Source organism: Acidovorax sp. HMWF029 (genome assembly GCF_003060895.1).
GTDB lineage: Bacteria > Pseudomonadota > Gammaproteobacteria > Burkholderiales > Burkholderiaceae_C > Acidovorax.
The window spans coordinates 1-14121 of the sequence record NZ_QAIH01000088.1; the positions used below are offsets into that span (position 1 = coordinate 1).

Sequence of the window (14121 nt, forward strand, 5' to 3'; positions counted from 1 at the left end):
CCAGCCCGGCCGCCGTTCAGGCCGCTTGAATCACCCACACGAAGGAGAGCACCATGTACAGCATCCCTTTACGCAGCCGCACCGCCGCCGGGCTGGCCTTTCAGCGCTGGCTGGTTCATCGGCTGGCCAGTTTGGCATCGGCCGGTTGACCGCCCGCACGAACGCAACGCCAGAACCAGAAACAACAATGCCCCGACCAGCGGGGCATTGCATGGGGACCTGGACGAAGGTTTACTGCGAATCAGGCCTTCACATCCAGCAGCGAACCCATCATCTCGTCCTGCGTCTTGATGGTCTGCAGGTTGGCCTTGAAGGCATAGGTGGCCGACATCTGCTCCACCGCCTCTTTTTCGAGTGCCACACCCTCGGCCTCTTGCTGGCGCTGCACCGTGGCGCGCACGCCGGCGCTGTCGGCGGCCTCTTCCTGCGCCACCACCTGGCGGCGGTAGTTAGGGGTGTTCATGTTGGCCACGTTGTTGGCCGACGCATCCAGCCGCAACTGGGCGGCCTGAAGGCCCGAACTGCCAATCGAAGAAATGGTTGCCATCGTATTCCCCGGGAATGAAGCGCCAAAGAACTGGCATTGTCCGCCTGCGCCGCCGCGCAGGCAAGCCAGGGCGATCAACCATGCGCCTGCAGCAGGCATTGCGCAAACGCCTGTGCCGCCCTCGGCGGTTGCGGCGACTTGCGCAGCACGCTCACAAACTGGCAGCGGTAGTGAAACTGCGCGGGCAACACCGCCTGCATGAGCCCCTGGCGCTCGAAGCCTTCGGCGTAGTGGTCGGGCAGAAAACCCAGGTAGCGGCCCGACAGGATCAGCGTGGCGATCGACTCCTGATCGAACCCCGTGGCCTTGCGCGGCAGGCGTGTGCTGTGGCTCAGCTCCATATTGGGCGAGTGGTAGCCCAGGCCCGCAAACTGGTAGGCGCGCAATGATTCCCAGGTGAGCGCTGCGTGGTCGCTGCCAAACAGCGGGTGGCGTGCGCCGCAGTACAGCAGCATGGTTTCGGCAAACAGGTCGGCGTAGACCAGGCTTTGCGAGGTGCGGTGCGCAGGGATGATGCCCACATGGAAGCTGCCGTCGATGAGCCCGCGCTCGATGGCCGGGATGGAGGCCACGTGCATCTGCAGGCTCACCTCGGGCGCCTGGCTGGCAAACAGCGCAATCGCATCGCCGATGTGCGCAGCGGGGTTGCTGGCGGTCTTGTCGAACACCGCCACTTCCAGCCGCCCCCCCATGCGGCGGTGGATGTCGTCGATGCTGCTGCGAAAGCTGTCCACGGCGGACAGCAGGCGCAGGGTTTCGTCGTAGACGCGCTGGCCCTCGGCGGTGAGGGCAAAACCGGCGCGCCCCCGGCGGCACAGGGTGAGGCCCAGGCGGGTTTCCAGGTCTTTCATGTGGCGGCTCACGGTGCTGGTGCCGATGTTCAGCTCCAGCTCGGCCGCCGACATGCCGCCGCACTCCACCACCGCCTTGAACACCTGCAACAAGCGCAGGTCCATGTCGCTCAACTGGCCCAGCACGGCGCGGTGTTTGATGGGCGGCGGAGTGGCAGGAACTGGCGCGGGGGCTTTTACTTGCATAAATCACCAAGTAAACATTGATATTTGATTATTTGAGAGATTAACAGGCGGCGCAACAATGGCCCACGTTTTGCCCCCGCTCCCTGGGGGCTGCCTGCCTTTTGTCGCCGCCTTTGCACTGGAGAACCCCATGAGCTTCGTCAACATCGAAAAACCCGCCGCTGGTGCCGAAGGCCCCCGCATGGACGCCGAATGGCTGGACGCGCACTGGATGCCCTACACCGGCAACCGCCAGTTCAAGGCCAACCCGCGCATGATCGTGGAGGGCAGCGGTGCCTACTACACGGACTCCGAAGGGCGCAAGATCTTTGACGGCCTCTCGGGCCTGTGGTGCGCGGGCCTGGGCCATGGCCGCCGCGAGATCGCCGAAGCCATTGGCAAGCAGGCGATGAAGCTGGACTACGCACCCGCTTTCCAGTTTGGCCACCCGCTGTCGTTCGAGCTGGCCAACCGCGTGAAGGAACTGACGCCTGCAGGGCTGGACTATGTGTTCTTCACCGGTTCGGGCTCCGAGTCGGCCGACACGTCTCTGAAGATGGCCCGCGCCTACTGGCGTGCCAAGGGCCAGGGCACCAAGACGCGCCTCATCGGCCGCGAAAAGGGCTACCACGGCGTGAACTTTGGCGGCATCTCTGTGGGCGGCATCGTGGCCAATCGCAAGCTGTTTGGCCAAGGCGTGGAAGCCGACCACCTGCCCCACACCCAGCCGCCCGCAGGCTCGTTCCACAAGGGCATGCCGCCCACGGGCAAGGAACTGGCCGACCGCTTGCTGGAAGTGATTGCGCTGCACGACGCATCGAACATCGCCGCCGTGATCGTCGAGCCCTTCTCGGGCTCGGCCGGTGTGGTGATCCCGCCCGTGGGCTACCTGCAGCGCCTGCGCGAAATCTGCACGCAAAACAACATCTTGTTGATTTTTGACGAGGTGATCAGCGGTTTTGGCCGCAGCGGCGCATGGACGGGTGCCGAGGCTTTTGGCGTGACGCCCGACATCCTGAACTTTGCCAAGCAGGTCACCAACGGCGCGCAGCCGCTGGGGGGTGTGGTGGCCAGCAAGGAGATCTACGACACCTTCATGGCGGCAGGCGGCCCCGAGTACATGCTGGAGTTCCCGCATGGCTACACCTACTCGGCCCACCCCGTGGCCTGCGCGGCGGGCATTGCGGCGCTCGACATACTGCAAAACGAAGACATGATCGGCCGCGTCAAAGCCCTGGCCCCGTACTTCGAGCAGGCTGTGCACAGCCTCAAGGGCGCCAAGCATGTGGCCGACATCCGCAACTTTGGCCTGGCGGCCGGCTTCACCATTGCGGCGCTGCCCGGCGAGCCTGCCAAGCGCCCCTATGAAATCGCCATGAACTGCTGGAAGAAGGGCTTTTACGTGCGCTACGGTGGCGACACCATCCAGCTGGCACCGCCCTTCATCAGCACCCAGGCAGAAATCGACCGCCTGATCAGCGCCCTGGGCGACGCCCTGCACGAAACCGCCTGAGCCTAGTCCGCCTGCCCATCGATCCAATGCGCATTGCCATCCTCACGTTCGACGCCTTCAATGACCTGGATTCGCTGGTCGCGTTCGGCATGCTCAATCGCATTGCGCTGCTGGGCGACACGGACTGGCGGGTGCGCATTGCCAGCCCCACGCCGCGCGTCACGTCCATGAACGGGCTGACCATCGATGCACACGAGGACCTGAGCCAGCTGGCTGAGGCCGACGCGGTGCTGGTGGGCAGCGGCATGAAGACGCGTGAGGTGGCCAACACCCCCGCGCTGATGGAACAGCTAAGGGTGCTGAACCCCGCCCGCCAGTTGCTGGCGGCGCAGTGCTCTGGCACCTTCTTGCTGGGCCGCCTGGGTCTGCTCAGCGGCACGCCCGCCTGCACGGACCTGACCAGCAAGCCCTGGGTGGTGGAGTCGGGCGTGGACGTGGTGCCGCGCGCCTTTGCGGCCCACGGCAACGTGGCCACGGCGGGCGGGTGCCTGGCGTCGCAGTACCTGGTGGCGTGGCTGATTGCGCGCCTGAAGGGGCTGGAGGCCGCGCGCGAAGTGCTGCACTACTTTGCCCCGGTAGGTGAGAAGCAGGCGTTCATCGACCGGGCGCTGGGCCATGTATTGGCCTCGCTGGAACCTCAGAGGGCTTGATACTCACATTTTTATAGCAACTTCTGCTTACCAGACGCGCGCAGACAGCATTTTTTTACTTGAAATTACCATGAACCACGACAAGAACGTCACCACCACCATCGGCCACCTGATCGACGGCAAGCTCGTTGCAGACACCGAGCGCACGCAGCCCGTGTTCAACCCCGCCACAGGCCAATCGACCACCAGCGTGGCCCTTGCGAGCAAGGCCACGGTCGAAGCCGCCATTGCCTCAGCCGAGGCGGCCTTTCCGGCCTGGCGCAACACGCCGCCCTTGAAGCGCGCGCGTGTGATGAGCAAGCTCAAAGTGCTGCTCGAAGAGAACGCCGACAAGATCGCCGCCCTGATCACCGCCGAACACGGCAAGGTGCTGGCCGACGCGCATGGAGAGCTGCAGCGCGGCATCGAGAACGTGGAATACGCCAGCTACGCGCCCGAACTGCTCAAGGGCGAGCACAGCCGCAACGTGGGTCCTAGCATCGACAGCTGGAGCGAGTTCCAGGCGCTGGGTGTCACCGCAGGCATCACCCCCTTCAACTTCCCCGCCATGGTGCCGCTGTGGATGTGGCCCATGGCCGTGGCCTGCGGCAACACCTTCGTGCTCAAGCCGTCTGAGCGCGACCCTTCGTCCACCCTGTTCATCGCCCAGCTCGCGCTGGAAGCGGGTCTGCCACCCGGCGTACTCAACGTGGTCAACGGCGACAAGCTCGCCGTGGACACGCTGCTGCAAGACCCGCGCGTCAAGGCCGTGAGCTTTGTGGGTTCCACCCCCATTGCCGAATACATCTACGCTGAAGGCTGCAAACACGGTAAGCGCGTGCAAGCCCTGGGCGGTGCCAAGAACCACGCCGTGCTGATGCCCGACGCAGATGTGGACAACGCCGTGAGCGCGCTCATGGGGGCAGCGTATGGATCGTGCGGCGAGCGCTGCATGGCCATTCCGCTGCTGGTGGCCGTGGGCGACGAGGTGGGTGACGCCGTGATCGCGGGCCTCAAGACCGAAATCGCCAAGATGAAGGTCGGCCCCGGCACCGACAACAGCAACGACATGGGCCCGCTGGTGACCAAGCCGCACTTCGAGAAAGTGAAGGCCTATGTGGACAGTGGCGTGGCAGAAGGCGCCACGCTAGTGGTCGATGGCCGCAGCGTGAAGGTGGCGGGCCATGAGGAAGGCTACTTCCTGGGCGCCTGCCTGTTCGACAACGTCAAGCCCGGCATGAAGATTTACCAGGAAGAAATCTTCGGCCCCGTGCTCGGCGTGGTGCGCGTGAAGACGCTGCAAGAAGCCATGCAGCTCATCAACGACCACGAGTACGGCAACGGCACCTGCATCTTCACCCGCGATGGCGAGGCGGCCCGCTACTTCACCGACCACATCCAGGTCGGCATGGTGGGTGTGAACGTGCCCCTGCCCGTGCCGGTGGCCTACCACTCGTTTGGTGGCTGGAAGCGCAGCCTGTTCGGCGACCTGCACGCCTACGGCCCGGACGCCGTGCGCTTTTACACGAAGCGCAAGACCATCACCCAACGCTGGCCATCGGCGGGCGTGCGCGAGGGGGCGGTGTTCAGCTTTCCGAGTAGCCGCTGAGCTCGACCCCTCAGTTCCTTGAACCACACAACGCCCTGCAGCCCTGTTGCAGGGCGTTTTTGCTGGTGCGACTGATTGGGTGAGATTCGGTCAACAGTGATCCACCCATATAAGCAGATTCGCTTACTAGGGTTTTTACCGCCCGCCCCCTACAATCGCTGACCCTTACAAAGCTGACAGCCCGCTGCAGCCCCCTGCGGCACGGTTTTTTGCTCCCATCCTGACTGATTGACTGCGCTGGAGACATTGAATGCCCGAGAACACCACGGCCGAGAACAACAACAGCAGCTCCGACAAACGCGCCCAGTTGCGCCGTGCCGCTCTTGAGTACCACGAGTTTCCCAAGCCCGGCAAGCTGGCGATTGCTGCCACCAAGCAGATGATCAACCAGCACGATCTCGCGCTGGCGTACTCGCCCGGTGTGGCCGCCCCCTGCGAAGAGATCGTCAAAGACCCGGCCAATGCTTTCCGCTACACCTCGCGCGGCAACCTGGTGGCCGTGATCTCCAATGGCACCGCCGTGCTGGGCCTGGGCGACATCGGAGCCCTGGCCTCCAAGCCGGTGATGGAAGGCAAGGCCGTCCTGTTCAAGAAGTTCGCCGGCGTGGACGTATTCGACATCGAGATCGACGAGAAGGACCCCGCAAAGCTGGTGGAAGTGATCGCGGCGCTGGAGCCAACCTTTGGCGCCGTGAACCTCGAAGACATCAAGGCCCCGGATTGCTTTTACGTGGAGCGGGAGCTGCGCAAGCGCATGAAGATCCCGGTCTTCCACGACGATCAGCACGGCACGGCCATCACGGTGGCCGCCGCCATCGTGAACGCGCTCAAGGTTGCCAACAAGAAGATCGAGGACGTGAAGCTCGTGACCAGCGGTGCGGGCGCAGCCGCCCTGGCCTGCCTGAATCTGCTGCTCAAGGTGGGCGTACAGCGCAAGAACGTGTTCGTCACCGACCTGGCTGGCGTGGTCTATGAAGGCCGCGAAGAGCTGATGGATGACGACAAGCGCCAGTTCATGCAAAAAACCGACGCGCGCAAGCTGGCCGAGGTGATGGTGGGCGCGGACGTGTTCCTGGGCCTGTCGGCGGGCAATGTGCTCAAGCCAGAGATGGTGGCCACCATGGCCGAGCGCCCGGTGATCTTCGCGCTGGCCAACCCCAACCCCGAGATCACGCCCGAGCTGGCGCATAGCGTGCGCAGCGACATCATCATGGCCACGGGGCGGTCGGACTATCCGAACCAGGTCAACAACGTCCTGTGCTTCCCCTACATCTTCCGGGGTGCGCTCGACTGCGGCGCCACCACCATCACCGATGAGATGGAAATTGCCGCAGTGCACGCGATTGCCGAGCTGGCACAGGCCGAGCAAAGCGAAGTGGTCGCCGCAGCCTACGTGGGCGAGAAGCTGACGTTTGGCCCCGAGTACCTCATCCCCAAGCCGTTTGATCCGCGCCTGATGATGAAGATCGCGCCCGCAGTGGCCCAGGCAGCCATGGACAGCGGTGTGGCTCAGCGCCCGATTGCCGACATGGACGCCTACCGCGACCGGCTGCAGACCTTTGTGTATGCCTCGGGCACGACGATGAAGCCTATCTTCGATGCGGCCCGCAATGCCGCGAAGAAGCGTGTGGCCTATGCCGAAGGTGAAGAGGAGCGCGTGTTGCGCGCCGCGCAGATCGTGGTGGACGAGCGAGTGGCCCGTCCGACGCTGATAGGCCGCCCGGCCATCATCGCCCAGCGCATCGAAAAGTTTGGCCTGCGCCTGAAGGAAGGCGTGGACTACGACGTGGTCAACACCGACTTCGATCACCGCTACCACGACTTCTGGCAGACGTACCACCGCATGACGGAGCGCAAGGGCATCACCCAGCAGGTCGCCAAGATCGAGATGCGCCGCCGCCTCACACTGATCGGCGCGATGATGCTGCACAAGGGCGAGGTGGACGGCCTGATCTGCGGCACCTGGGGCACCACCGCCAACCACCTGCTGTACATTGACCAAGTGATCGGCAAACACGCGGGCGGCGCCGACAGCACCGCGCAGGATGTGCCGGTGTACGCGTGCATGAACGGCCTGATGCTGCCCGGCCGCCAGGTGTTCCTGGTGGATACCCACGTCAACTACGACCCCACACCCCAGGAGCTGGCAGAGATCACCGCCCTTGCGGCCGAGGAAATGATGCGTTTTGGTATCAAGCCCAAGGCCGCGCTGCTTTCGCACTCCAACTTCGGCACCAGCAATCACCCGAGCGCCGTAAAGATGCGCCAGACGCTGGACTTGCTGCGCCAGCAGGCGCCCTGGCTGGAAGTGGATGGTGAAATGCATGGCGATGTGGCGCTGGACGGCAAGGCCCGCACGGCCCTGATGCCCAGCAGCGAACTCACGGGCGACGCCAATCTGCTGGTGTTTCCCAACATTGATTCCGCCAACATTGCCTACAACCTGCTCAAGACCGCAGCCGGTGGCGGCATTGCGATCGGCCCCGTGCTGCTGGGTGCGGCCAAGCCCGTCCACATCCTGACACCCAGCGCCACCGTTCGCCGGATTGTCAATATGACAGCTTTGACAGTGGCCGATGCCAACGTTTCGAGATAAGCCCAAATGCGGTAGCAAGTGCTAACTTAAGGTACTTGATCAACCCTTCAGCGTCTGCCCAATCTTTGTGCAGACGCTTGCTTTTTGGGGGCCGTTGAGCGACACTAGCGGCTCGAAATTTCGGGTTAACCCGTAGTTTCTGAAAGGTTCGTTGATGTTGAAGGCTGTTGCCACCCGGGCGCGCAGAGCAGGGTTTTTGTGTCTTTTGGGTGTTGCGTTCGTGTTGTCCCCGGCAATGGGGTATGCACGAAATACCTCGTCTACCGGCGGCGCCATCCCCCCCATCGCATTGGCAGAGTTGCCGCCCCAAGGGCGAGATACTTATGCGCTGATCCGTGAAGGAGGGCCCTTTCCGTATGACAAGGACGGAACAGTTTTCGGCAACCGCGAGCGGCTGTTGCCCGCCCACAAGCGGGGCTACTACCGTGAATACACCGTCAGAACACCAGGATCGCGCAACCGGGGAGCCCGGCGCATCGTGTGTGGCGGCAAGCAACCCCGGACGCCGGACGCCTGCTACTACACCAGCGATCACTACGCCAGTTTTCGCGAAATCGTCGAGTGACACCCGTTGCGCTGCACGCAGGCCAGAGATACGCTGGCAGCGGTCAGCGCGCCCCCTTGAATCCCCCACCCGCAGGCTGCATTCCGCAGCCCTGCGGAGAGCCAGCAGTTTGTGGACTTTAAAAAGAAAGAGTAGCGGAGATGCAGACGCCACTTCGTAAAGACCTGGAAACGCCACTGCGTGGCGTGCGCACCAACATCGTGCAGTCCATTCGCGCCTTCCGCGTACAGGACCTGCAGGATGCGGCCACCTCCATGGGTCATCATTTCTTGTATGCCAACCTGGCCCACGCGCAGTCCAAGCAGGATGTGTTGGACCTGATTGCCGCCCAGTTCACCTTCCCGTCGCATTTCGGCAAGAACTTCGACGCGTTGTACGACTGCATGACGGACCCCTTGCACAAATCGGGCCCGCAGCCAGGGTTCATCGTGGTGCTGGAGCAGATCCCCGCCACGGCCAAGTTCGACAAGGAAGCACGCGAGCAGCTGCTCGACATCTTCCGCGATGCGGCGGACTACTGGGGCGATCGCAAGATTCCGTTCCGGTGTTTCTATTCTTTTCTGTAGCCCGTTCTGCATCCACCAGCCAAGCAGAACGGGCGAATGAGGCTACCGGCGCCCAGGAGGTCAAGGGTATAGAGATCCACGCGGAATCCGCCGAGAAGATGCCGACCGACAAGCTCGTGGATGTCTCCCCCATGGCGCTGCGCATGAGCAGCCCTTTCAACGCGGGCTACTGGCTTTCGGCGGCTTGAATTCGGTACATCCTCCTTCTCTCGAATTGCTGCGCAATTCGGGAAGGAGGACGACACCAGCGCGGCGGCGGGGCGGCCCTGGCGCGGTGTCAGTGCCTGGGCCGTGCTGGTTGCCACAACAGTGGCGAAATGAGGCGCCGAAGCTGCAAGCGCGACGCCATCACATGCAGAGTGAGCAGCATCGCCCGATACGCCATTGCATCTACAGCCCCAATGGCGCCCTGCGCGCGCTCATCAAGCGCCAACAGCTATCAATTTAAGAGCAAACCTGCGCCAGCGCCACATATTCAGCCACGGGCACTTCCTCGGCTCTGCGCTGGGTGTCAAAGTGGCCAGCGAACTGGCGCACCTCCAGCCAGCGACCCAGGGTGTGGCGCAGCAGCTTGCGGCGCTGGCTGAAGGCGACCTGCACCAATTCCTCCAGCACGGGCACCGACAGCGGTGCTGGCTCGGCATGGGGCACCATGCGCACCACAGCGCTGTCCACGCGCGGGGGTGGGTCGAAGCTCTCAGGCGGCACGAAAAGCACGTTCTCCATGGCATAGCGCCACTGCAGCATCACCGACAGGCGGCCGTAGTCGCCGGTGGCAGGGTTGGCCACCATGCGGTCGATGACCTCTTTTTGCAGCATGAAGTGCTGGTCTTCGATGGCCTGAACATGCCCAAGCAGGTGGAACAGGATGGGCGTGGAGATGTTGTAGGGCAGGTTGCCCACCACGCGCAGCCGCAATCCGGGCTGGCCGGTCTTCTCGCGCAGGGCCTGCGCCAGAGCCGTGAAATCCACCTTCAAAACGTCGGACTCGATCACGTCAAGCTGCCCATGCAGACGCAGGCGCAGTGCCAGGTCGCGGTCCAGCTCGATGACGGTGAGGCGCCCCAGGCGCTCCACCAGGGGCTGAGTAAGAGCAGCCAGGCCCGGCCCTATTTCGACCATGGGCTGGCCCGGCAGGGGGGCGATGGCCGAGACGATGCCATCGATGATGCCGTGGTCGGACAGAAAATGCTGCCCGAAGCGCTTGCGAGGGATATGTTTCAACGCGGCCTTACCTGTTGTCGTGTCTGAGAGTGCTGGGAGCGATAGCGTGTGCTGCACTCACTGCGGCGGGTCGCGGTATTCCACGTACGCCCGGCCACGCAGTTCCTGCGCCCAGGTGGCGTAGGCTTCGTCGAGTTTCTTCTCGCGCACGGCGCCGCGCGCCATCTCGCGCTGCTCACGCTGGCTCAGCTTGGCCTCGCGGCGCTCCAGCAGCTGGACCAGGTGCACGCCAAAACGCGAGACCAGCGGCTCGCTGATGTCGCCGGGCTTGAGGGTGTCCAGGGCCTGTTCGAACTCGGGCACATACCGGCCCGGGCTGGCCCAGCCCAGATCTCCGCCGTCCTTGGCGCTACCGTCTTGCGAATGCTCGCGCGCCAGCGCCGCAAAATCGGCCTGGCCAGCGAGCACGCGGCGGCGGTAGTCGGCCAGGCGAGCGACAGCGGCAGTCTCGGACAGCTGGGGACCGGTGCGCAGCAGAATGTGGCGGGCGTGGTTCTGCACCACGGTGGCGGGCATGCCTGCCGTGACCCTTTCCACAACCTTGAGCACGTGAAAACCCGCCGGGGACCGCACAGGGCCCACGATGGAGCCGACGGGCAGGCCCAGCGTGGAGTTCACAAACAGCTCGGGGTACCGGTCTGCCGGGCGCAGGCCCAGCAGGCCGCCCGCGCGCTGCCCTTCTGCGGCGTCAGAAAACTCGCGCGCCACGGCAGCAAAGTCCTCACCAGCGCGCACCTTGTCGGCCGCGCGCTGGGCCCGCGCCTGGCGTTCGGCCACCTGCACGGGGCTGGCGTTCTCGGGCACCAGCACCAGAACATGGCCCAGGTTGATTTCCATCGCGGCGGGGTCTGTGCCTTTTTGCTCGTCGCGCAAGTACTGGTCCACGTCCAGGTCGGTCACCTTCACCCGTGCCTCTACCTCGCGTTCGCGCAGGCGTTGCTGCAGCAGCTGGTTGCGCAGCTCTTCGCGAAAGCGCTCACGGCTCAGGCCGTCACGGCCCAGGCGCGCATACAGCTGCTCCACGGTCATGTCGTTCTGGCGGGCCACGCCCTGTTCTGCCTGCGCCACTGCCACATCGTCCACCTTGATGCCCGATTCGCGTGCCTGCTGGATCTGCACCTTCTCCAGAATGATGCGTTCCAGCACTTCACGGGCGAGCAGGTCGCGCGGGGGCATGGCGCCACCCTGCTTGGCCAACTGGGCCTCGGCACGCACAAGGCGCGAGCGCACCTCGTAGTTGGTCACGGGCTCGGAGTTGACCACCGCCACGATGAAGTCAGCCGTGCGGGGCGCCGCGCCCGCGCCGGGCTCTGGCAGCGTGATCGACGGCGCTACCGGTGGGCGCGCCGAGGGCGCGGACAGGCCGCTTTTTCCGGACGGCGATGCCCCCGACGGGCGCAGCCCCTGCGCCGCAGCGCCCTGCATGCTCATGGAGGCCAGGGTGGCAAGGGCCAGTGCAAAAACTCGGTGGTTCATGGCGTTAGTCGTAGTTGCTGAAACGGCTGGGCGTGGAGACCTGCTCGCGCAGGTTTTGGTAGCGCGGCACGTTGTTCTTGAAGGTTTCCAGCGGGCTGGAGCCCAGGCTGAGGCGGGAGAATCCCACAAATTCGATCTGGAACAGCAGGCGGGTGTTGGACGTGGTCACGCTGCTTTGCAGGCGCTCCAGCACCACGCGGCCGATCCAGCAGCAGCTGTCGTATTCAAAGCCCACCACAGTGTCCACCAGCTTGCGATCTTGCAGACTGTAGTTCAGGCGACCCACGCTGTACCAACGCCCGCCGCCCTGGCCACGGCCTGCGCCCAGGTCCTTGCCCTTGTCGCCCCACAGGTCGTTCAGGGGCCATTGCCAGCCGATATCGATCTGCTCGCTGGTGCCGCGCTGCAGGCGGTAGGCCGCGCTCACGGTGCGGTAGTTGCCCGGGCTGTAGCGCGCGCCGATGGTCGAGCGGATGGAGCGGCCCGTCTTGGGGTTGTACTGCACGGTGGAGTCAAAACCCCACTGTGGCGTCCAGGTGATGCCCGCACCCAGCAGCAGGTCGGACAGGCGCTCGCTCACGGGGGCTACGCCCGGCAGAGTGACCTTCTGGTCTGAAAAACGCAGGCGCTGGGCAATGCCAAAACGTGCCGCCTCGGCGCCGGTGTTCGGGTCCAGCAGGCGCGTGGTCACGCCCAGCGTGAGCAGGTTGTTGTCTGCCAGCCGGTCGTTGCCGCCGAAGGCGTTCTCGGTGTAGATGGTGGCAAAGTTGAAGTCGTTGGCGGCCGTGTCATACACCGGCAGGCGGCTCTGGTCGCGGTAAGGCGTGTAGGTGTAGAACGCTCGCGGCTCCAGCGTCTGCAAAAAGGCGCGGCCAAAGTAGGCGGCGTCGCGCTCGAACACCAGACCGCTGTCCAGGCTGAAGGTGGGCAACGTGCGGCTCGCCGAGCGGTCGCCGTTGGACAAGGGGGTGTCGAATTGGTAAGCGGTGGCGTGCAGTTGCAGGCGTGGCGTGATGAAGCCACCGGGCGACAGGAACGGTCGGCTGATCTGCGCCATCGCGTAGCTGCGGTCAGCGTTGGGCTGCCCTGTGAGGGAACGCGCGGCCTGAAAGCGTGTGGCATCGAGCTCCACGCTGGCATCCAGACCGCCGCCCAGCTGCGATGGGGCATAGCGCCACTGCAGCTGCGGCATGCGGTCATAGGGCGGCACGATGGGCGAGTTCACGTCCTGCAGCGTCTGCCACTTCAGGGTACGGACGCGGGCGCTCATGTCGTTGCGGGCCCAGGACAGCGTGGCGTCGCCGGGCAGCAGGCGCTGGCGCAGCGGCTCGGAGGCGCGGCCAAAGTCGCGCCAGTAGTTGTCGTCGCTCACGCGGTTGATATTCAGGTTCAGGCCCAGGCCACCCATGCCGGTGTCAAAAGCGCCTTGGTGCTGGCCCGAGAAGCTCCAGCGCAGGCGGTCGCGCAGGCGGTCGGCGGGCATCACGTCCGCGCTGATCTGGCCCGAGTACGTGGGCTCCAGGTAGCGGAACTCGCCGCCCAGGTTGGCGCCACGTTTGGTCATGAGCGCTGCGCGCAGCGTGGCATCGCGGTTGGGGGCGATATTCCAGTAATAGGGCTGGATATAGGCCACACCGTCGCGGCTATCAAGACCGATGGTGGGCGGCAGCAGACCCGACTTGCGCTTGTCCGAGAGCGGGAAGGTGATGTACGGAACGGGCAGCACCGAGATGCCCTTGAACTCCAGCACAGCGTCCTCGGCCGTGCCCACTTCCTCTTCGTTGTCCAGGCGCAGCGTGCCCGCGCGCAGCACCCAGTCGGGCTCCCAGCTCTCTGCGTTGCCACGCTCACAGGTGGTGTAGGTGGCGTTGTGCACTACGGCCCGGTAGCGATCGACGAAGTCCACGCGCGTGGCGTCGCCATGCGCCTGCGTGGCCAGAAACTTATAACGCGCTTCGCTGAAGAAGCCCTCAAACGCATCCACCCGCAGCTCCAGCGCCGTGCCCTCGTAGACATTGCCCGCACGGTTGATGCGTACCTTGCCGCTGGCCTTGGCCAAGTCTTCTGGCACGTTGTAGTCCAGCCGATCGGCATGGATCACGGTGTCGCCACGGCGCAGCTCGGCATTGCCCTCAATGAGCGCGTTCAGGTCGGTCTGGCCACTGATGTGATCGCCCTTCACAAACACGGGCAGCTGAGGCCGCACGGCGTCCGGTATCTTCTCTTGCAGCAAGGGCGAGGTGCGCAGCGCAGGCGGGGCGTCCCAGGCGCTGGGCGCTGTACCCTGGGCCAGGGCCGCCAGCGGCCAGCTGCAGCAGGCCAGCGCCACGCCGTAGGCCAGTGTGCGCGGCACCGGGGCGCGCAAGTGCGCAACCTGTGC

At 64.6% G+C, this 14121-nt stretch carries 12 protein-coding genes; 7 read left to right on the forward strand and 5 right to left on the reverse strand.

The genetic code is table 11. The features are described 5' to 3' along the window. Nucleotides 1-241 precede the first annotated feature (241 nt). Nucleotides 242-547, reverse strand: a complete 306-nt coding sequence (locus DBR12_RS05475; protein WP_063461580.1) for a flagellar basal body protein — start codon at nt 545-547, stop codon at nt 242-244. A 74-nt stretch (nt 548-621) separates the two neighbouring features. Beyond that, nucleotides 622-1584: a LysR family transcriptional regulator gene (locus DBR12_RS05480; RefSeq protein ID WP_199226632.1), complete on the reverse strand. Its 963-nt coding sequence runs from the start codon at nt 1582-1584 to the stop codon at nt 622-624. 130 nt (nt 1585-1714) lie between these two features. On the opposite strand from DBR12_RS05480, the gene DBR12_RS05485 reads away from it, so the two are divergent. From DBR12_RS05485 to DBR12_RS21950, 7 genes are all read left to right on the forward strand, one after another. Continuing rightward, on the forward strand, nt 1715-3076 hold the full coding sequence (locus DBR12_RS05485) for an aspartate aminotransferase family protein (RefSeq protein WP_108616342.1): 1362 nt from the start codon (nt 1715-1717) through the stop codon (nt 3074-3076). Nucleotides 3077-3102: 26 nt separating this feature from the next. After that, entirely contained in the window at nt 3103-3726 is a 624-nt protein-coding gene (locus tag DBR12_RS05490) for a DJ-1/PfpI family protein (protein WP_108616334.1), read from the forward strand. A 70-nt stretch (nt 3727-3796) separates the two neighbouring features. Next, nucleotides 3797-5314 carry a CoA-acylating methylmalonate-semialdehyde dehydrogenase gene (locus DBR12_RS05495; RefSeq protein WP_108616335.1) on the forward strand — a complete coding sequence of 506 codons (1518 nt, stop codon included), beginning with the start codon at nt 3797-3799 and terminating at the stop codon, nt 5312-5314. 250 nt (nt 5315-5564) lie between these two features. Then, on the forward strand, nt 5565-7910 hold the full coding sequence (locus DBR12_RS05500) for an NADP-dependent malic enzyme (protein WP_108616336.1): 2346 nt from the start codon (nt 5565-5567) through the stop codon (nt 7908-7910). 154 nt (nt 7911-8064) lie between these two features. Next, nucleotides 8065-8475: a ribonuclease domain-containing protein gene (locus tag DBR12_RS05505; RefSeq protein WP_108616337.1), complete on the forward strand. Its 411-nt coding sequence runs from the start codon at nt 8065-8067 to the stop codon at nt 8473-8475. A gap of 140 nt (nt 8476-8615) precedes the next feature. Beyond that, a complete protein-coding gene (locus tag DBR12_RS05510; RefSeq protein WP_063461487.1) occupies nt 8616-9041 on the forward strand; it encodes a barstar family protein in 426 nt (141 codons plus the stop codon). Then, on the forward strand, nt 9020-9229 hold the full coding sequence (locus DBR12_RS21950) for a hypothetical protein (protein ID WP_094289781.1): 210 nt from the start codon (nt 9020-9022) through the stop codon (nt 9227-9229). Before DBR12_RS05510 ends, DBR12_RS21950 begins: the two co-directional genes overlap by 22 nt. 256 nt (nt 9230-9485) lie before the next feature. Here the strand turns inward: DBR12_RS21950 and rsmA are convergent, their stop codons facing one another. Genes rsmA through DBR12_RS05525 form a run of 3 tightly spaced genes read right to left on the reverse strand, consistent with a single transcriptional unit; the run spans nt 9486 to nt 14106 of the window. Beyond that, the gene (gene rsmA, locus DBR12_RS05515) at nt 9486-10265 is read right to left on the reverse strand and encodes a 16S rRNA (adenine(1518)-N(6)/adenine(1519)-N(6))-dimethyltransferase RsmA (protein ID WP_108616338.1); all 780 of its coding nucleotides are present in this window, start codon (nt 10263-10265) and stop codon (nt 9486-9488) included. A gap of 57 nt (nt 10266-10322) precedes the next feature. Continuing rightward, nucleotides 10323-11741, reverse strand: coding sequence for a peptidylprolyl isomerase (locus DBR12_RS05520; RefSeq protein WP_108616339.1), 1419 nt, complete (start codon nt 11739-11741; stop codon nt 10323-10325). A 4-nt stretch (nt 11742-11745) separates the two neighbouring features. After that, entirely contained in the window at nt 11746-14106 is a 2361-nt protein-coding gene (locus DBR12_RS05525; protein ID WP_108616340.1) for an LPS-assembly protein LptD, read from the reverse strand. Between the last annotated feature and the right edge of the window lie 15 nt (nt 14107-14121).